Raw genomic sequence first — 19,876 nt, 5'->3', positions numbered from 1 at the left:
ATGGACTACTTTGCCTATAAAGATCAACAACTGTTTGCTGAAGACGTGTCCCTTGAAGCCGTGGCGAGAAAATACGGTACACCATGTTATGTCTATTCAAAGGCCACAATTGAAAGGCATTGGCATGCCTTTGATAGAGCTGCGGGGAGTCAGCCTCATTTAATTTGTTATGCAGTCAAAGCCAACTCAAATTTGGCAGTATTAAATGTAATGGCCAAACTAGGCTCAGGTTTTGATATCGTGTCTGGTGGAGAATTAACCCGCGTGCTCAAGGCTGGCGGAGATCCCAGCAAAGTTGTGTTTTCTGGAGTAGGTAAAACCCAAGATGAAATTGCTTTAGCCCTAAAGCATAATATTAAGTGTTTTAATGTTGAGTCTCGCAGTGAATTGGCTCGTATAAACGAAGTCGCCGAACAAGCAGGTAAAAAAGCGCCTATCTCTATTCGAGTTAACCCTGATGTCGATGCTAAGACGCATCCGTACATATCCACTGGTCTTAAAGACAACAAGTTTGGAGTTGAACGCCAACAAGCCGTTGAAATTTACCAATATGCTAACAGCTTACCCTTTTTAAATGTAGTCGGCATTGATTGCCATATTGGGTCACAACTCACTGATTTAACACCTTTTGTCGATGCTTTAGATATATTACTTGCCTTAATTGACGAGTTAGCGCAGCAAAATATCCATATAAAACACCTTGATGTTGGTGGTGGCTTAGGTGTGACATACAATGATGAAAAACCTCCTCATCCAGACCAATATACGCAAGCTATTGCAGAGCGATTAGAAGGTCGCGAAGATTTATTGCTAATCTTCGAACCTGGTAGAGCAATTATGGCCAATGCTGGAGTGTTATTAACCAAGGTAGAATTTCTAAAACAAGGTGCAGAGAAAAATTTTGCTATTGTTGATGCTGCAATGAATGACCTTATTCGTCCTGCGCTTTACTCTGCATGGCAAAATATCATTCCTCTTAACGCAGCTCTTGAAAGACCAAAAGCCGTTTATGACATAGTAGGCCCTATTTGCGAAACTGGTGATTTTCTCGGAAAAGGTCGTGAGTTGACTATCGCACCTGACGATTACCTTGCTGTTCGTAGTGCTGGTGCATATGGTTTTGCCATGGCGTCTAACTACAATAGTCGCTGTAGAGCCGCAGAAGTGTTAATTGACGGTAACAATATACATTTGGTCAGAGAGCGTGAGAAAATAGAGCAATTATTTGAGAGTGAGCACATACCAACATAAGTATTATTTTGTATGATTAACTTTAATTTAATTATTATTGCGATTATTTAGCCAGTATCTAGTTAAAGACATAGTCAGTCTTTCGCTGAAATGATATAACTATTTTCATAATATCAATCACGTATGTTGTAGTGCGTGTTGACAAAAATTTTAGCTAAGTAGTCGCAATGCAAATCCAGTTTTCAAAGATGCATGGTCTGGGAAATGATTTTGTTGTTATTGATAACGTAACACAAAACGTTTTTTTTTCTAAAGAGAAGATCCAACAGCTCTCAGACAGAAATTTTGGTATAGGATTCGATCAACTTTTGATGGTTGAGCCTCCTTACGATCCAGACCAAGATTTCCATTACAGAATATTTAATGCCGATGGCACTGAGGTTTCTCAGTGTGGAAACGGAGCACGCTGTTTTGCTCGTTTTGTAAAAATGAAAGGCCTAACCAACCGCAATAAAATTGTGGTCAGCACTAAAGCTGGTCGTATGGTTCTCTACTTAGAGAAAGATGGGCAAGTTACAGTAAATATGGGTGTGCCCGAATTTGAGCCAAGCTTGATTCCAATCAAAGCGAATAAGCGTGAAAAAATTTACATATTAAGAGCGCAGGAACAAACATTTTTTTGTGGTGCAGTTTCTATGGGTAATCCTCATTGTGTATTGTTGGTTGACGATGTGCAAACAGCAGATGTTGCAACTATGGGTCCCTTGCTTGAAAAACACGAACGTTTTAGCGAAGGCGCAAACGTCGGTTTTATGCAGATTATTAATCATAGCCATATAAAACTACGTGTTTATGAAAGAGGCGCCGGTGAAACCTTAGCCTGTGGCAGCGGCGCATGTGCTGCAGTGGCAGTAGGTCAATTGCAAAACAGATTAAGTAAAGACGTAAGAGTTGATTTACCCGGTGGCAGTTTAAAAATACGTTGGCAAGGCAATGGCAATGAATTAAAGATGACAGGCGCCGCAGAGCATATTTTTGATGGATACATAAATCTATGAGTAAAGGGTCGCAAGAATAAAATGGATATAACGACTGCATATGAATCTGAAGAACTACTTGACGCAGAACAAGTAGTTGCGTATTTGCTTGAAAACCCTGATTTTTTCGCCCAATATCCTCAGATTATTGAGAAAATTAGTATCCCCCATCCCAATAAAGGCAGTGTATCTTTGGTGGAGCTACAAAGTGAACAACTGCGTAAAAAAGTCAGAAGCCTGAGTCATAAGTTAAATCAATTAATTTCTATTGCCAAACAAAACGAAGCCATTTATCGGGTCTATGCAGATCTAAATTTGCGCATTTTAAAGTGTACTAATTTGGATGATCTGAAATTTATTTTGGAAGAAGTCATTCAAGAAAACCTCCAGTTGGCATCTGTAACTTTGAAACCTTTCAAAGGTGCTCATGCTTTACCTGAGATCCAACAACGTTTATTTATCGAAAAACGCTTTAAACGAGATAAGTTTTTCTTTGGCCGTTTAAGTGAGCATGAACGCAAATTATTGTTTGCTGATCAGGAAGCTAATTCAGTTGCTTTGTTGCTCATTGGTGATTTAGGTGAACTCGGAATATTGGCAATTGGTAGCAAAAATCCTGGGCATTTCAATCCCGATATGGACACCTTACTGATCACCCAACTGCAGCAATTTTTAGGTATTTTATTGCCTAAATTGCTGACCTATTAATCAGTGAAATGTTAAAGCTAGACCCATGGTTAGAAAAATATCTCGCGTACCTGAAGTACGAAAAAAATCTGGCTAATAATTCCATAGAAAATTACAACCGACAGCTGACTGTCGCTTTTAATAAACTTGATATTGAATCTTGGTCAACATTCGCTATCACAGATGTACGCAAGATCCTAAACGAGGCGCGCAAAAGTAATCTAAGTGCTCGTTCAATTGCTTTACGCTTATCAGCAATCCGTGGGTTTTGCGCCTTTCTTGTTCAACAAGATCAACTATCACAAAACCCAGCATCATCTATTCAAGCACCTAAACAAGCCAAACCATTGCCAAAACAATTGAATGTCGATGAGATGCATCAATTATTGGATATAAAAGAAGATGACATTCTGGCCATACGAGACAAGGCTATGATGGAGCTTATGTATAGTTGTGGGCTACGTTTATCAGAATTGGCTAATCTTAATATCAAAAGTATTCAAGCTGACAATCAACTTAGAGTGATAGGTAAAGGTAATAAAGAACGTTTGTTACCAATTGGTAGAATTGCCTTAGAAGCGTTAGGTGTGTGGTTAAAAATAAGGCCCGAACTCGCAACAAGTGAAGAACCTGCATTATTTGTGAGCATGCGCAAAAATAGGCTCGGCACCCGCCAAATAGCTAAACGAATGAAATTGTGGGCTACTCGACAAAATCTGGAACAAGCTGTTAACCCACACAAACTACGACACAGTTTTGCCACTCATGTTTTAGAATCAAGCTCAGACTTAAGAGGTGTACAAGAGTTATTGGGGCATGCTAATTTATCTACTACTCAAGTATATACTCACCTGAACTTTCAGCACTTAGCCCACGTATATGATAGTGCACACCCAAGAGCAAAAAAATCTAAATAACCAATACACTTAAAAAGAACATATAGTCCTAAATGATTTATTATAAAAAACTTAATAAAATTCAAGCGATTACATTCGACTTAGACGACACCTTATATGAAAATACTAGTGTGATTGTTGAAGCCGAACGTTCCTTAATTGAATTTATGCAGCAGCAATATCCTGCAACTAGGCATGTTGAGAAGGGATTTTGGCGCAAGCAACAAAAAGCACATATTTTAGCTAATCCATCACTTAAAAATGACATGGGAGAACTAAGAAGGTTAACGCTAAATACTGGTTTTAAGAAATTGGGGTTGTCGGGAGACGAACTAAATACCGCAACCACACAGTGTTTCGAACATTTTTATTATCAAAGAAGTAATTTCACTTTAAATAGAAACGTACATTCTTTATTAAAAACCCTAGCGGATAAGCTACCTTTAGTCGCCATCACCAATGGAAACGTTAACCTACAACAAATTGGACTTGAAGAGTATTTTTGTGGCAGCTTTAAGGCTAGCGTAGAATTACCCATGAAACCGCATAAAGCTATGTTTGATGCTGCACAAACTCACCTGAATATCCCTCATGGAAATATTTTGCATGTAGGGGATAACTTGCCAAAAGACATATATGGCGCTCTTAAAGCAGGTTACCAAACTGCTTGGTATGCTGAAGATAGATGTATGAATATGCGTCATGAAGATGCACAAGTTTTACCCCATGTTCAACTGAGTCAGTTAACCCAATTGTTAGAACTGATTTAAAGCTTAAACCGGCACTTAGTCTTCTAATATATTTTGTTGCATGGTTTCACAAGGTTTTTGGCAAGTAGGTTTACCAACAACTTTAGCCGGAATACCGGCCACAGTGACATGCGCCGGCACGTCACTGAGTACCACGCTCCCAGCGCCTACTTTGGCACCTTCACCTATAATAATGTTACCTAAAATTTTAGCACCGGCACCTATCATGACCCCTTCGCGAACTTTTGGATGACGATCACCTGCTTCATTACCAGTACCGCCAAGCGTTACTGATTGCATGATAGATACATTATTCTCTATCACAGCCGTTTCACCTACCACTATGCCAGTAGCATGATCGAACATGACTCCTTGCCCAATTTTTGCCGCAGGATGAATATCTACCGAGAAAACTTCAGAGTTTCGGCTTTGTATAAACAAGGCTAAATCTTTTCTACCTGCGTTCCAAAGTTGATGAGCTAATCTGTGTACTTGAATGGCTTGAAAACCCTTGAAATTAAGTAATACAGTAAGAAATGAATGCACTGCAGGGTCGCGCTTAAATGCAGCTTCAATATCACAAATTGCGGCCTCTACTACTTCCGGATGCATTAAGTAAATTTGTTCGAACATTTCTCTGACCGACAGCGCGCGCATAACGTCATCTGCCAATTTATTAGACAAAATAAAACTTAAGGCCGTTTCAAAGTTATGGTGGGCTAAAATACATGTGTGCACATAACTCGCTAGTAAAGGTTCATTATCAACAAGTTGCCCTGCTTCATCTTTGAGTTGTTGCCAGAATTCAATACTCATAGTTTCTCTGCAATGTAATTTAAGCAATTACAATCTATATTGGGATGAGTTTAGTGTATTTAAATACAGTGTTACTGATATACTGGAAAAATATTTTTCTAGTATATTTTGTGTGTAATGGATGTATCTCGACTTCTTGACCAATTAAACGACAAACAACGTGATGCAGTGGCGGCGCCTGCATCTGACATGCTTATTTTAGCGGGAGCAGGCAGCGGTAAAACCCGGGTTTTAGTGCATCGTATAGCATGGTTAATGGAAGTTGAGGGCATTGCTCCATATGGTATTTTGGCCGTGACTTTTACCAATAAGGCCGCTAAAGAAATGCGTGGTCGTATCGAACAATTGCAGGGCAGCGCACTGAATAGTATGTGGATTGGTACCTTCCATGGTATCGCTCATCGCTTATTACGCACCCACCATGCTGATGTTGGCCTGCCTGAAAATTTCACTATTTTAGACTCAGATGATCAATACCGATTGGTAAGACGCGTGCTTAAAAGTCTTAATCTTGACGAGAAACATTGGGCCCCAAAACATGTGCAATGGTATATCAATGGTAATAAAGACGAGGGGTTACGCCCACAACATATTGAAACATATGGTGATGCAACTCAACAAAAAATGCGTGAAATTTATCAGACTTATCAACAGACTTGTGATCGTGCTGGATTAGTTGATTTTGCTGAATTGTTACTTAGAGCCCATGAACTATGGCTAAACAATCCAGCGGTGCTACAGCATTATCAAAAACGCTTCAGAGCGATTTTGGTAGACGAATTTCAAGACACCAATAATATTCAATATGCTTGGTTACGCATACTAGCTGCTCCTAGCAATAATATGATTATTGTTGGCGATGACGATCAATCAATCTATGGTTGGCGTGGCGCAAATGTTGAAAACATCCAACATTTCTTACGAGATTTTAAGGGCGCAAAGACCATAAGACTTGAGCAAAATTACCGTTCTACTGGCAATATATTAAAAGCCGCCAATGCGGTGATTGATAATAACCAAGGTAGATTAGGTAAAAAGCTGTGGACAGAAGATAGCCAAGGCGAGCCTATTTCTTTGTATGCTGGATTTAATGAGTTAGACGAAGCCCGTTTTAATATTTCACGAATAAAAGAGTGGCGAGACAACGGCAATGCCTTGTCTGACTGTGCGATTTTATATCGCAATAACGCGCAATCACGGGTGTTAGAAGAAGCATTATTACAAGAGTCTATTGCCTACCGTATATATGGTGGCTTACGATTTTTTGAGCGCCAGGAAATTCGCGATGCCTTAGGTTATTTACGTATTATTAATCAGACCATAGATGACGCTGCTTTTGAGCGAATTGTGAATACACCTACTCGAGGCCTAGGTGATAAAACCTTATCGCAAATTCGTGAATTAGCTAGGGATGCAGAATTATCAATGTGGGATGCCAGCACGCGAATTCTTGCTGAGAATCGCCTGACAGGCCGTGCTTCGAATGCCCTCAGCGCCTTTACAAAGTTAATCACGCAACTCACACAAGACATAGCAGATCTGTCTTTAGAACAACAAGCTGACCATGTGATCAAACACTCTGGCTTATTTACCATGTATAAAGCAGAAAAAGGCGAAAAAGCTCAAGCCAGAATTGAAAACTTGGAGGAATTAGTCACCGCCTGCAAACAATTTGTAGTGCCAGAAGAAGCAGACAATATGACACCTATGTCTGCTTTTTTAGCCCATGCATCCCTTGAAGCAGGCGATAACCAAGCCGATAGCCACCAAGACGCAGTGCAAATGATGACGATCCACACCGCAAAAGGCCTAGAGTTTCCTCTGGTATTTATGGCTGGGGTAGAAGAAGGCATGTTCCCAAGCCAGATGAGTAACGAAGAACCCGGAAAAATAGAAGAAGAACGCCGCCTTTGTTATGTAGGTATGACAAGGGCCATGCAAAAGTTATATATCACTTACGCTGAAAACAGAAGAGTCTATGGACAGGATAAATATCATACCCCTTCTCGCTTTATCAAAGAGATCCCAAGCGATTGTATCGAAGAAGTACGTTTACGGACCACTATTTCTCGACCAGTCCAAAATCGATTTACTCCGGTCACTGGGCATACTGCGTTCGAGTCAACAGGTTTCCAATTAGGAGAAAGAGTGTCACATCCTAAATTTGCTGAAGGTACTGTGTTGAATTATGAGGGCAGTGGCGAACATGCAAGAGTGCAAATTAACTTTGATGAATTTGGCAGTAAATGGTTAGTTATGTCATTTGCGAAATTAACAAAAGTCTGATTTTTACAGAGCTAGAGACAAAGTAATCTGCTAAATTAAATTTTTACCAATAGTAACTTAACCCATGCAACGCAAAGTATTAATAGTCGAAGACAGCAAAACTAGTATGCAGCTGATGCGTAGTCTAATCACTCAGGCTAAGTTGCGCCCTATTTGCACCACTAGCTTAGTGGAAGCCAAACATGTTTTTTCTAGTTCAGCTCCAGAAGAATATCTTTGTGCTGTGGTCGATTTCAATTTACCAGACGCCCCAAATGGCGAAGCTATCGACTTTGCAATTGAATCATTTTTACCCACTATAGTTGTTACTGATAAACTCGATGAAGATACCAGAACGACAATCCTTAATAAGAATGTGGTGGATTATATTCCCAAAGAAAATGCCCAGGTCTATGAATATCTGACTCGTTTATTAAATCGATTAGATAAAAATAAAAAAGTCGGGGTGTTAGTGATTGATGGATCTAGAGCCAGTAGACACGCAATGACAGCGTTACTTCGACGACAAAATTTTATTACCTTGGAAGCAGTTAATGCTGAACAGGGAATGGAGTCTTTACACAGTAATTCCAATATTAAGTTAGCAATAATAGATGAGAAAATGTCAGGAATGTCCGGCCTTAAGCTGATTTCAGAGCTTCGTAAGACCTATTCTCAAGAAGATCTTGGCATTATTGGCATATCTTCAGATACCACAAGTGGTTTATCTGCACTATTTATTAAAAGTGGCGCAACTGATTACTTGCATAAGCCTTATTGCCACGAAGAATTTTTCTGTCGCATTATGCAAAATGTTGAACGCTTAGAAAATATTGAAACTATCAGGCGTGTGGCCAATTCAGATTATCTAACCGGTTTACCCAATAGACGATATTTTTTCACTAGAGTAGCAGCGAGTCTAAAAGTCACCCCCAAATTACAAAGCTTGGCCATTATTGATATTGATCATTTTAAGAAAGTGAATGATACCTACGGTCATGATTGTGGTGATTACACCTTGAAAGAACTGGCTAAGTTAGTCGCAGAGTACTTTGAGGATTTCACAGCAGCGAGATTTGGAGGTGAAGAGTTTTGTGTGTACTTTTCGAATACTGCGCCTAAAAAAGTTCTGCAAATAATGCAGGGGTTCCGCGAAGCTATTGCCAGTAAAACCCTTACATTTGAAAAAAAAAGCTTTGCTTGTACCGTTAGTATTGGACTAACTCACAACAGCAAAGGAGGAATAAACGCCATGTTACGTTTAGCAGACGAACACTTATATAGCGCAAAAAATGGTGGCAGAAATCAAGTGGTAAGTGACTAGCCCAAGGCTAGAAAAGCTTATTCACAATTAACCAACTTAGATTTACGATAAATTCGCAGTGAATCATAAACATAAATCAGTAATCCAACCCAAACAAATACAAAAGTGACGACTCGTGCAACATCTAGTGGCTCTTGATAATACAACACTGCCAGTAGAAACATCAGACTTGGGCCTACATATTGAAAAAAGCCTAAAGTGGTAAAACGGATACGTCTAGCAGCAGCAGTAAAGCATAACAATGGAGCGGTAGTTACGACGCCCGCAAGTATTAGCTTAACATTTAGATCAAAATTATTTGCCAACATATTTCCACTTAATGGCTCCATGATAATCCAATACAACAATGCAAACGGCAGCATTATACTACTTTCAATGAATAACCCTGGCATCGATTCTATAGCTACTTTTTTACGCAATAATCCATATATGCTAAAGGTAATAGCTAACGCTAAAGCAACCCAAGGGATCTGACCGTGTGAGATAATTAAAAACATCACACCCGTAAGTGCCACTAAAACCGCTAAAAACTGCAAGCGTGTTAGAGTTTCCTGTAAGAAAAAACGAGCTAGAAAGACGTTAAAGAGAGGATTAATAAAATAACCCAAACTAGCCTCTAGCAAGTGATTATTGTTTACAGCCCAGATAAATATCAACCAGTTTACCGCTAACAATAATCCACTTATTGATAAGATAGTAATCACTTTTGGGTTGCGCATTGCCACTAGTACTTGGTTAAACTTTTTTCGTACAATCAGCAACAAACACAACACCAGTGCAGACCAAATTATTCTGTGCATTACAATTTCTAGAGCAGGAACACTAGTCAATAACTTAAAGTACATAGGGGCTATACCCCACATTATATAAGCGGCTAGCGCAAAGATAACCCCTGCTTTTACTGATTTATCGCTCAACTAATTGACCTATTCTGACTAACGTTCGATACTGCGCTGGAGTGTGGGGTAAGCTTAAGGCAAATGCAAAATTATCTTAGGGATAACAATTCAGTGATATTGTATTTAGAAGTTTTTTGGCGATTTTTTGTTTTAGGCTGCATTAGTTTTGGTGGCCCAGCAGCACATATTGCATATTTCCAGCACACTTTTGTACAGAAGCTGGAATGGCTTTCTAATGATGCCTACGCCAAACTGATTTCATTAAGTCAAATTTTGCCTGGTCCAGGCTCAAGCCAAATTGGATTTGCCATAGGATTGCAAAAAGCAGGATTAACGGGAGCAATAGCAGCTTTTATTGGCTTTACGTTACCCTCATTTGTATTGATGTATTGGTTGGCCGTTTATGTAAACTTAGATGCTCCAGAAAATTGGTTGGTTTCAGTCAGTAGCGGCCTAAAATTATTAGCCGTTGTTGTTGTGCTAGACGCGGTCATAACTATGTTTAATAGTTTTTGTAAAAGTCCCTTGTCCATCTTCATAATGCTCCTCAGTATTCTACTATTAGTCATATATAATTCCTTTTATACACAAATTTTAGTGTTACTCATTGCAATGCTAATTGGCATGATCACCAGCCAATGCTCAGCTCCCCATGTCAGCATAGGTCAGATATACAAAAAAATATCCTGGCCACCCATGATGCTATTTATCAGCTTATTTTTAATCAGCCTAGGGGTGAGTCAATATGATTCTTTTGTTGGTCTATTTGCTACCTTTTATAAAAACGGCAGTTTGGTATTTGGTGGCGGGCACGTAGTATTACCACTATTGCAAACTAGTATTGGCAATACCCTAACAGAACAACAGTTTCTTTTTGGCTATGCAGCGGCACAAGGTGTGCCCGGTCCAATGTTCACTATGGCAACATTTATGGGAGCACAATGGTTGCACTCCGCACCTCTAAGTGGTGCTATTCTAGCCACATTAGCGATTTTTATGCCTGGTTTTTTATTGATTTTAACCATTAATAATAGCTGGCAGTCCCTAGTTAAACACCCCAAATTTATTGGCGCATCTGCAGGTATCAACGCCGCTGTAGTTGGCTTTCTGGCTTTGGCACTCTATGATCCTGTATTTACTAGTGCAGTGCACAGCTATATTGACTTGGGACTAGTATCCCTTGGATTTCTGGTTCTAAAACTATTTAGGCCTCCCATTCTGCTGATGGTAGGTATTTTTATTTCGCTAGGATTTTATTAAAGATGTATTGATGACTCTAAGCAGAGGCTGCATATTGATTACGACCCGCTTGCTTGGCTTTAAATAAATTAATATCAGCCTTATCAATTAAATCGATAGGATCCGCCGTAGCACTTTTTTTATGGGTTGGACTAAAGGCCGAAATACCTATACTTATGGTGACCATCGGGTGGGAAGCTTGTTTAGCAGATTTAATATTGCGGTTTTGCACATTTTCGATTAACTCTTGTGCTACCTGTTTCGCTCCATTCAAATCAGTAAAGGGAAGTAATAGTACAAATTCTTCGCCACCGTATCTCGCGGCAAAATCGCGCTCTCTTCTTTTACTTGAAGCAATAATAGCAGCAATAATTTTCAAACAAGCATCACCTTCTAAGTGACCAAACTCGTCATTAAACAGCTTAAAGTGATCAATATCGATCATCAATGCTGCAACCGAATGCCCCCCCCGCACAGCTGCATACCATTCCTTATTCAACATAGTATCTAACTGCATTCTGTTGGCTAAACCGGTCAAGCCATCAGTACATGACACTTGGGCTAGCCTTTTGTGCTGAGCAACCATGAGCATCTGGTTCGAAACACGAGAGACCAAAATGCTTGGCCGTATCTTTTTGTCGATATAATCTACCGCCCCGAGAGCTAAACATTCATCCTCTTCGTCGAAACTTGGATTATCTGCCAAAAACATCACAGGAATGTGCGCGGTAAGCTGGCTATTTTTAACAAAGGTACACAATTCTTGCCCTGATATTATGGGTGTATTTACGACACTCAAAACTAAATCAATATCTTTTAGCATAATAGTTTGTAAGGCAACTTTACCGTCTTGGGCTATTTCAATATTAAATTTTTTAGCAAAAAGCGAGGTGAGTATGGATATGCTGACAACATCATCGTCAATAATCAGTATGGTATGGTGGTGATGGAAAGCTGTCATAACGTCCCTGAAAAATACTGCAATTAGCCGCTGACTAATTAAAGTTTAAGGTATATAACCCAAATAAAAAATGTCTAATGTATAATTCTTAACCACTAATAAAGCATTTTATTACTTATATTGCGAGTAAAATTGAAAATTAAATGAGTCGCTATATTATTAAATAATATAGGTTCCTGTTCCTGTCACAATGTGCATTTGGTTTTGATTATGTACTGGATTCCCCATTAACTTGTCGTCCCGAACAAGTTTAATTTCTACATGTTCAGAGTGTAAGTGACTTACAGTAAAGCCAAGCAACTGATTAAATGACATTTTGTTGTTAAAAAAATTAATTACAAAGACGCGTAATTCTTGTGATGTCATTTAGTGTCTCTGGGATATATTTCCCAAGACCTCCAATTTGAGCAATTTATTCCCTGTTAGCAAGTGAACCTCAAGATAAAAACACGTAAACTTGTGGTTTACTTATTCCTTTTGAGCTTCAGTTGTCAGATCATCCAACACAGACTTCACCTGCAATGACCCAGGCACAACACATATTAAAACAGACCTTTGGCTATGATCATTTTCGAGATGGACAAGCGCAAGTTATATCCCAAGTATTACAACAAAAAGATGTGTTAGTACTTATGCCTACTGGCGGCGGTAAGTCATTGTGTTATCAAATTCCAGCTATGCTGTTACCTGGTCTCACAATTGTTGTTTCACCTCTGATATCGTTAATGAAAGATCAGGTCGATGCTCTTTTGACTTATGGCGTCAATGCCGCTTACATAAATTCCAACTTGTCTCCTCAAGAAATGTTCAACGTGTATAAAAGCATGCAGGATGGAAAATATAAGCTAATTTACGTTGCGCCTGAACGTCTTATGCAATTAGAGTTTATCCACCGTCTACAAGGACTTACAGTTAGTCTTATTGCAGTAGACGAAGCCCACTGTGTTTCTCATTGGGGTCATGATTTTAGAAAGGACTACAGACTTCTTGGGCAATTAAAAGCAACATTCCCAAATATCCCTATTATGGGTTTGACAGCTACTGCCGATCTCGCTACCCGCGCAGATATCACCCAACAGCTTAATTTACAGCAACCTTTTATATTCAAAGGCAGTTTTGACCGCCCTAATATCCGTTATAACCAAGTCACTAAATACAAAGCCACTGATCAAGCGATAGCTTTTGTTAAACAACAAGAGGGTAGCGGAATTATATATTGTAATAGCCGCAGGAAAGTAGATGATCTCAGCATTGCCCTAGCCAAACATGGCGTCAATTGTGCGGGTTATCACGCCGGTCTTGAAGGTGAAATCCGCGACAAGATACAGCGTGATTTTATACAAGATAAGATTGACATAATAGTAGCTACAGTTGCATTTGGCATGGGCATAGACAAATCCAACGTGCGCTTTGTGGTGCATTTTGACCTGCCTCGCAGTATAGAATCCTATTATCAAGAAATAGGCCGAGCAGGCAGAGATGGTATGCCTGCCGAAGCCTTATTATTATTTGACGAAAAAGACGCAGCTCGTATACGTCAATGGATATCAACGGGTGAAAATCCACAAAGAAACAATGTAGAACTGCAAAAATTTGCAGCCATGGAGGCTTTTGGTGAAGCACAAACCTGTCGCCGCCAAATATTACTCAATTATTTTGCTGAATATTCTGCAGGGCATTGTGGTAATTGCGATATTTGCCTCGATCCACCTAAGGCATTTGATGGAACGATAGACGCGCAAAAAGTATTGTCTTGTGTGTTTAGACTAAAACAAACTGTTGCCAGTCAATATTTGATTGATGTGCTCAGGGGTAAACAACTAAAACGCATCCTAGAGTACAGTCATGATAAATTGAGTACTTACGCTATTGGTAAAGATAAGTCTGATGCTTATTGGCATAACATCATTAATCAATTGATCCACCGCGGATTTCTAAGGGTAGACATCACCCAAAATGCGGTATTAAAACTAACGGAAGAAGCCAGACCGCTATTACAGCAGGCGCAAAAACTGCAACTAGCGGTACCGAGACTGAGTCTTGATTTAGGTAAAAAGTCACAAATAACAGCGCAAGATTATGATCGCGCGCTGTTTGCTAAACTTAAACATTTACGCAAAAAAATTGCTGAACAAGATGATGTACCTCCTTTTGTGGTTTTCAGCGATGCAACCTTAGCCGATATGGCGGATAAATTTCCAGAATCAGGCTTCGATTTCTTAAATATCCATGGTGTAGGTCAAACTAAACTCGAACGTTACGGTGAACGTTTTATAGCTGTTATTTCGAAGCATATTAATACCTAAATATTATAAAACCAGATGCTACTAAGGTTTACTTCTTAGTGAGATTTAGCGCATACTGATCGACCGTAATTGAGCTGATAAAACGATGCCCGTAAAAGCTGTTCCACAAAAAAACGTAGACGCTAAAGTCGATAAACTTAAGATCCCGCCTCACTCCATAGAAGCGGAGCAATCTGTATTGGGCAGCATGCTAATTGCCCCTGATTCATGGGATAAAGTAGCAGAACTTGTTGTAGAAGCAGACTTTTATAACCGCTCACATCAAATCATTTTCCGCGCTATTATCCGCCTCCTAACTAAAAGTCACCCTATTGATTTAATTACCGTTTCTGAAGACCTCGAAGGCATGGATGAGTTAGAAGCCGCCGGTGGTTTTGCATATTTAGGTGAATTGGCTAAAAACACCCCTAGCTCAGCCAATGTATCTGCATATGCACAGATAATTAAAGAGCGTGCTGTGGTCCGTGAACTGATTGGCGTCGCCCATGAAATTGCTGATACAGGGTATAATCCTGAAGGTCGTAATAGCGGCGAAATTCTCGATATGGCCGAGAGTAGAGTGTTCGAAATTGCCGAAAAACGCACAGGCAAAGATGAAGGCCCAAAAAATGTCGAGGCAGTGTTAACCAAAACTATTGATCGTCTTGAAGTATTAGTTAAAAGTAATAAAGAAGTCACAGGTGTCTCTACTGGTTATACCGACCTAGATAAAAAAACCAGTGGCTTGCAACCTTCAGACTTGATTATTGTTGCTGCTAGGCCATCAATGGGTAAAACCACCTTCGCTATGAACTTATGCGAAAATGCCATGTTATTGGAAGAGAAGCCAGTCTTGGTATTCAGCTTAGAAATGCCCTCAGAACAAATTATGATGAGGATGTTGGCATCTCTTAGCCGAGTCGATCAAACTAAAATTCGTACTGCTCAGTTAGACGATGAAGATTGGGCAAGAATGTCTAATACTATGGCCATGCTAAAAGACAAAGATAATTTGTTTATTGATGATTCTTCTGGTTTGACCCCGATGGATGTGCGTACCCGTGCAAGAAAATTAGCCCGTGAAAAAGGTGGTATTAGCCTAATCATGATTGATTATTTGCAATTAATGCAGGTACCAGGATTAAGTGATAATCGAACCTTAGAAATTGCCGAAATTTCACGTTCGCTTAAATCATTGGCAAAAGAATTAGAAGTTCCGGTTGTAGCTTTATCGCAGTTAAACCGTAGTCTTGAGCAACGTAGTGATAAAAGGCCAATCAACTCAGATTTGCGTGAATCAGGGTCAATTGAGCAAGATGCCGATTTAATTATGTTTATTTATCGAGATGAAGTTTATAACGAGCAAAGCACTGACCAAGGTGTTGCCGAAATTATCATAGGTAAACAGCGTAACGGCCCCATTGGTACATCGCGGTTAACCTTCCAAGGCCAGTTTTCTCGCTTCGATAACTATTCTGGGCCAGCTGTAGAAGATCAATACTAATAACAATCCTTATAATAACAACTAATTTATATACAAAAAAAGAGATGCAATAGCATCTCTTTTTTTTTAAACCAACGAGTCGTTATCTTTTAACGTTAACTCTAGTACTTGCAGATACTTTTACCACAATTCGACGGTTAGCTTGATTTGCTTCAGCCGTGTTTGCAGTATCTAACAACTGAGTTTCACCATAACCTATAGCGATTAAACGTTCAGCCTTAATACCATACTTCTGGATTAACAGAGTTCTAACAGCATTCGCACGCTTTTGAGATAACATAAGATTGTAATCATCAGAACCTGGCGCAGAAGCATGTCCTTCAATCACTGCATCTGTAGCTGGATATCTGTCCATGAAATCTGCAACTTCTTGGAACTGAGAAGCGTTTGAGTTTCCAATAACCGAGCTATTATTAGCAAACAATACTTTTACATTTATTGAAACTTCTTCTTCAGTAAATATGCTACAGCCTTTTGCATCGACTTTATCTGTCAAAGGAGTATCAGAACAATTATCTACATCATCTAATATGCCGTCTTGATCTGTATCTAGTATTAAACTACAGCCTTTAGCACCTACTTGTGTTCCTGGAGCAGTATTTGGACACATATCTATGTTATTAGGAATGCCATCGCCATCAAGATCATTCTTACAGCCATAACTGTCGACCTCAGTTCCTGCAGGTGTATCCGGACAGTTGTCTAAACGGTTAATGACTCCGTCACCATCCAAATCCAAAGTACAACCTATACTATCCACTGCTGTGCCTATTGGGGTATTAGCGCATTGATCTTGGCTATCTAGTACACCATCATTATCACTATCTTTAGGCATTGAAGGTGCAGTAGATCCGCCAAAAGCGTATGCTATTCCGACCTTAAATCCCAGATGAGTACCATCCTCATGACTATCTAAATTTTGGTAAGCTGCCAACTCAGTAACAATTTTTACGTTATTACCGTAAGCCTGATACTTTCCTAAATCCAAATGCTTCCCTAAATCCCAATGTTTACCTAAACCAACAGAGGCCATCATATCGGCATCAGTAATTTTGGTATTTTTTAAACCACCAAAAACATAAAGTAGATCTTCTGGCATAAAATATAATAGGTCGGCACCTAAACGCTTTCCGCTCTCATCTAAGAACGCTCCTTCCACGTCTATTTCTAAGAAAGATAATTCTACTCTCGCGCCCCATTCTTCAGAAAATTTCATCCCAAACTCAGCACCGAATCCATAACCATCGTTTAGAAAATTAGGGCTATCTTTTGCGGAATTATCAGCTGAATAATACTCAACAAATCCAGCAACCCATTTGTCATTTTCTTTAGGCTGTTCTTGTGCTTGTACATTTGCGCTTAATGCGGCAGTAATTGCACTTAAAATTAATAATTTTTTCATCTTAACTCGTCCCTTATTGTTCATTTCAAATTTATTTGGCACTCTATATATAGGATCATATATAGATGTATACCTGTATAGCAACTACTTTATTGTTATTAGACACTCATTCCCCACATATAGTCACCATTAAGTGACGACTTGTTGCTCGCACTCGATGTTCTCCTAGTATTATTCCTTGCCATTGCCCCAAACCGAGAGCACCGCCAACAATGGGAATAGTCAAATTATTACCTAATAAACTAGCTTTAATATGAGCTGGCATATCATCTGCTCCTTCATAGTCGTGCAAATAATACGCCATATTTTCTGGTACCATTTTATTAATATGGGTTTCTAAATCTTGCCGCACAGTAGGATCGGCGTTTTCATTAATACTTAAACTGGCGCTAGTATGTTGAATAAACAAGTGCAGTAAGCCAACTTTGACTTGTCTCAAACCTTCAAGCTGATCGATCACTTCGTTAGTAATTAGATGATATCCCCTGCTCTTAGGGGATAAAACGATAGATTCTTGTATCCACATGTTATTAAGGCTTATTACTTGTTGAAACACATTTCTAAATAGAGATTACCCGACTCATGGGAAAACGGCATCACCATTTTTTTGCCATCCACTTGATGGTTAATAGTGTGATTTTTACCAGAAATAACTATAGGTGTGGCCATACCAAAATCATACCCTTTCTGGTCGAGTTCATTCTTAGCTCCACCACATATCATATTAGTGATTTCCCCCACCATATCCTGCACATCAGAATCTATGCTCTCAGGCTTTTCACCTAACATTTTGTTCATGATTTCAAGCACTAATCCCTCTTCAAAAGAAATAGACATAGAACCTTGAATATTGTCACCAACCATCCCAATTAAGCCAGAAATATCCCCCCTTGCGTGCTTATCACTTTTTTTCTTAGGTTTGCCCGGTATTAACTCCGTTTGAGCCATAGTTTTCAGAACATTTAGTAAAGCAGCTATAAAGGGGTTTATAAACTCTGCGTTCATTAGATTAATTATTCCTTATTAAAATAGGATTCATTGGCAAACAGCACAAGTGCCATGAGCTTCAATTGTTTGTTTTACTACACTAAAACCTAGAGACTTGGCTTGTTTATCTAAGGTTTCTTTTAATCCTTCTGATTGGATTTCTTTTACATCACCACAAATATCACAAATCAAAAACTGAACGGGATGATTGCAATCAAAATGATGACAAGCAACAAAAGAATTGGTGGATTCTATTTTATGTATTAATCCGAACTCTAAGAGAAAATCTAGGGTTCTATATACAGTGGCAGGTTTCGCGCTAGATTCAGTTAGTTTGAGAGTATCCAACAGTTCATAGGCACCTACCGCCCCTTGTTGCTCAAGCAATAACGCGTAAATTTTTTCCCTCAACAGAGTAAACCTAGCACCTTTGTCTTCACAAAATTGCCTAGCTTTATACACCTGCTCTGTAATAGGATGTTGGCAAGTACTAGTCACATTTATTCCCTCAAAACAAACCGTTAGATACTAACATTAATTTTTGTACGTTGCGTATTTAAACATTTATTGTTGAATAGGCGCGACTTCTTTTGCCCATATTAAAGATGTGATGCTGCTTTTTACTGTGTTAATTTATGAAAAATAAGTGATTTCTGGTAACTATATGATCGAACAAAATATATCGGTGACTCCTGAAACAAAAGCTATTTGGTTAATTTTTAGCGGAGAAAGAATTTTTCAATCTACTGAAAATTCAGGATTAATGATAGATACATGGGCAACACTCAGTTTTGCCCATGCCTACCAAGATCAAATCGTTAGAATAGGTAGTCATGACGACTTACCCTGCTTTTTGATCGATATGGGCAACGAACATATTGAACAGGAACAACTTTCCCTTATCAGTATGCGTGCCTTATTAATGCAAAATCAAAACAACTTTTTTGGTATTGCCTCTCGAGCATGGCAGATTGCACTTTTTATGCGTACTCATAGATTTTGTGGTCAATGTGGCAGCACTATGCAACAAATAGATTGGGAAATGGCTATGCAGTGTTCACGCTGTCAGCACCGCTGTTACCCAAGAATATCACCCTGTATTATTGTGTCTATTCGTCATAACGACAAAATTTTACTTGCACAAGGTAAGCCACAACGATCTCGGCAAATGTTTTCAACTCTAGCTGGCTTTGTTGAAAGTGGTGAAAAACTTGAACAGGCGGTGCACAGAGAAGTGTTTGAAGAGGTGGGAATACGAATTAAAAATTTACGCTACTTTTCAAGCCAACCATGGCCTTTTCCTCACTCATTAATGATGGGATTCTTGGCAGACTTCGATTCAGGCGAAATAGAAGTAGATGGCAAAGAAATACTCGAAGCATATTGGTTTGACCCAGACAAATTACCCAATATTCCACCCAAACAATCTATTGCTGGGCAACTTATTCAGCATACCCTCGAAGAAATAAAACAACAGAAAAACATTACTATTCCAGCACATTCCTAGAGTTAATAACGGGCATAAAAAACCCCACATAAGTGGGGTTTGAATATTTTAGCGTCTTGGACTCGTTAACGAGTTTCTTATTTTTTAGTGCTTTCGCATCAGTGTTATAGCAGAGAAAACTCTTAGG

General features: G+C 39.2%; 18 protein-coding genes. 11 read left to right on the top strand and 7 right to left on the bottom strand.

The window, feature by feature from the left end; translation table 11 throughout:
* From lysA to GARC_RS14730, 5 genes are all read left to right on the top strand, one after another.
* Positions 1 to 1,251, top strand: coding sequence for a diaminopimelate decarboxylase (gene lysA / locus GARC_RS14750; protein ID WP_007621533.1), 1,251 nt, complete (start codon positions 1 to 3; stop codon positions 1,249 to 1,251).
* 167 nt (positions 1,252 to 1,418) lie between these two features.
* Positions 1,419 to 2,249, top strand: coding sequence for a diaminopimelate epimerase (dapF, locus tag GARC_RS14745; protein ID WP_007621531.1), 831 nt, complete (start codon positions 1,419 to 1,421; stop codon positions 2,247 to 2,249).
* Positions 2,250 to 2,270: 21 nt separating this feature from the next.
* Positions 2,271 to 2,936, top strand: a complete 666-nt coding sequence (locus GARC_RS14740) for a DUF484 family protein (RefSeq protein ID WP_007621529.1) — start codon at positions 2,271 to 2,273, stop codon at positions 2,934 to 2,936.
* A gap of 8 nt (positions 2,937 to 2,944) precedes the next feature.
* On the top strand, positions 2,945 to 3,832 hold the full coding sequence (gene xerC / locus GARC_RS14735; protein WP_007621526.1) for a tyrosine recombinase XerC: 888 nt from the start codon (positions 2,945 to 2,947) through the stop codon (positions 3,830 to 3,832).
* Between the two features lie 32 nt (positions 3,833 to 3,864).
* Positions 3,865 to 4,581, top strand: a complete 717-nt coding sequence (locus tag GARC_RS14730) for an HAD-IA family hydrolase (protein WP_007621524.1) — start codon at positions 3,865 to 3,867, stop codon at positions 4,579 to 4,581.
* A 15-nt stretch (positions 4,582 to 4,596) separates the two neighbouring features.
* On the opposite strand, the gene cysE is transcribed toward GARC_RS14730, so the two are convergent.
* Positions 4,597 to 5,376: a serine O-acetyltransferase gene (cysE, locus tag GARC_RS14725; RefSeq protein WP_007621521.1), complete on the bottom strand. Its 780-nt coding sequence runs from the start codon at positions 5,374 to 5,376 to the stop codon at positions 4,597 to 4,599.
* Between the two features lie 117 nt (positions 5,377 to 5,493).
* Here cysE and uvrD point away from each other — a divergent pair, with 117 nt between their 5' ends.
* Together uvrD and GARC_RS14715 are read left to right on the top strand one after the other, a co-directional pair.
* Positions 5,494 to 7,662 carry a DNA helicase II gene (gene uvrD, locus GARC_RS14720; RefSeq protein WP_007621520.1) on the top strand — a complete coding sequence of 723 codons (2,169 nt, stop codon included), beginning with the start codon at positions 5,494 to 5,496 and terminating at the stop codon, positions 7,660 to 7,662.
* 64 nt (positions 7,663 to 7,726) lie between these two features.
* A complete protein-coding gene (locus GARC_RS14715) occupies positions 7,727 to 8,965 on the top strand; it encodes a GGDEF domain-containing response regulator (RefSeq protein ID WP_007621518.1) in 1,239 nt (412 codons plus the stop codon).
* A gap of 17 nt (positions 8,966 to 8,982) precedes the next feature.
* Here the strand turns inward: GARC_RS14715 and rarD are convergent, their stop codons facing one another.
* Positions 8,983 to 9,882 (bottom strand): EamA family transporter RarD, encoded by a 900-nt coding sequence (rarD, locus tag GARC_RS14710; protein WP_007621516.1) that lies wholly within the window; start codon positions 9,880 to 9,882, stop codon positions 8,983 to 8,985.
* Positions 9,883 to 9,945: 63 nt separating this feature from the next.
* Here rarD and chrA point away from each other — a divergent pair, with 63 nt between their 5' ends.
* On the top strand, positions 9,946 to 11,124 hold the full coding sequence (gene chrA / locus GARC_RS14705) for a chromate efflux transporter (RefSeq protein ID WP_052151511.1): 1,179 nt from the start codon (positions 9,946 to 9,948) through the stop codon (positions 11,122 to 11,124).
* Positions 11,125 to 11,140: 16 nt separating this feature from the next.
* Here the strand turns inward: chrA and GARC_RS14700 are convergent, their stop codons facing one another.
* The gene (locus GARC_RS14700; RefSeq protein WP_007621512.1) at positions 11,141 to 12,064 is read right to left on the bottom strand and encodes a GGDEF domain-containing response regulator; all 924 of its coding nucleotides are present in this window, start codon (positions 12,062 to 12,064) and stop codon (positions 11,141 to 11,143) included.
* Positions 12,065 to 12,585: 521 nt separating this feature from the next.
* Here GARC_RS14700 and recQ point away from each other — a divergent pair.
* Both recQ and dnaB read left to right on the top strand, forming a co-directional pair.
* Positions 12,586 to 14,370 carry a DNA helicase RecQ gene (recQ, locus tag GARC_RS14690; protein ID WP_007621509.1) on the top strand — a complete coding sequence of 595 codons (1,785 nt, stop codon included), beginning with the start codon at positions 12,586 to 12,588 and terminating at the stop codon, positions 14,368 to 14,370.
* Between the two features lie 85 nt (positions 14,371 to 14,455).
* Positions 14,456 to 15,853 (top strand): replicative DNA helicase, encoded by a 1,398-nt coding sequence (gene dnaB / locus GARC_RS14685; protein ID WP_007621508.1) that lies wholly within the window; start codon positions 14,456 to 14,458, stop codon positions 15,851 to 15,853.
* An 82-nt stretch (positions 15,854 to 15,935) separates the two neighbouring features.
* Here the strand turns inward: dnaB and GARC_RS14680 are convergent, their stop codons facing one another.
* The 4 genes from GARC_RS14680 to GARC_RS14665 all read right to left on the bottom strand — a co-directional run bounded on the left by GARC_RS14680 (position 15,936) and on the right by GARC_RS14665 (position 18,740).
* Entirely contained in the window at positions 15,936 to 17,255 is a 1,320-nt protein-coding gene (locus tag GARC_RS14680) for an OmpA family protein (RefSeq protein WP_007621507.1), read from the bottom strand.
* Between the two features lie 106 nt (positions 17,256 to 17,361).
* On the bottom strand, positions 17,362 to 17,781 hold the full coding sequence (locus tag GARC_RS14675; protein WP_007621506.1) for a secondary thiamine-phosphate synthase enzyme YjbQ: 420 nt from the start codon (positions 17,779 to 17,781) through the stop codon (positions 17,362 to 17,364).
* 14 nt (positions 17,782 to 17,795) lie between these two features.
* On the bottom strand, positions 17,796 to 18,260 hold the full coding sequence (locus GARC_RS14670) for a chemotaxis protein CheX (protein WP_007621505.1): 465 nt from the start codon (positions 18,258 to 18,260) through the stop codon (positions 17,796 to 17,798).
* 30 nt (positions 18,261 to 18,290) lie between these two features.
* Complete coding sequence (locus tag GARC_RS14665; RefSeq protein WP_007621504.1) at positions 18,291 to 18,740, bottom strand: transcriptional repressor; 450 nt, start codon at positions 18,738 to 18,740, stop codon at positions 18,291 to 18,293.
* A 166-nt stretch (positions 18,741 to 18,906) separates the two neighbouring features.
* Here GARC_RS14665 and nudC point away from each other — a divergent pair, with 166 nt between their 5' ends.
* Positions 18,907 to 19,749, top strand: coding sequence for an NAD(+) diphosphatase (gene nudC / locus GARC_RS14660; RefSeq protein ID WP_007621503.1), 843 nt, complete (start codon positions 18,907 to 18,909; stop codon positions 19,747 to 19,749).
* The last annotated feature ends 127 nt before the right edge of the window (positions 19,750 to 19,876 follow it).

This window comes from Paraglaciecola arctica BSs20135 (assembly GCF_000314995.1).
GTDB lineage: Bacteria > Pseudomonadota > Gammaproteobacteria > Enterobacterales > Alteromonadaceae > Paraglaciecola > Paraglaciecola arctica.
This window is presented reverse-complemented; position numbering and strand designations above follow the sequence as displayed.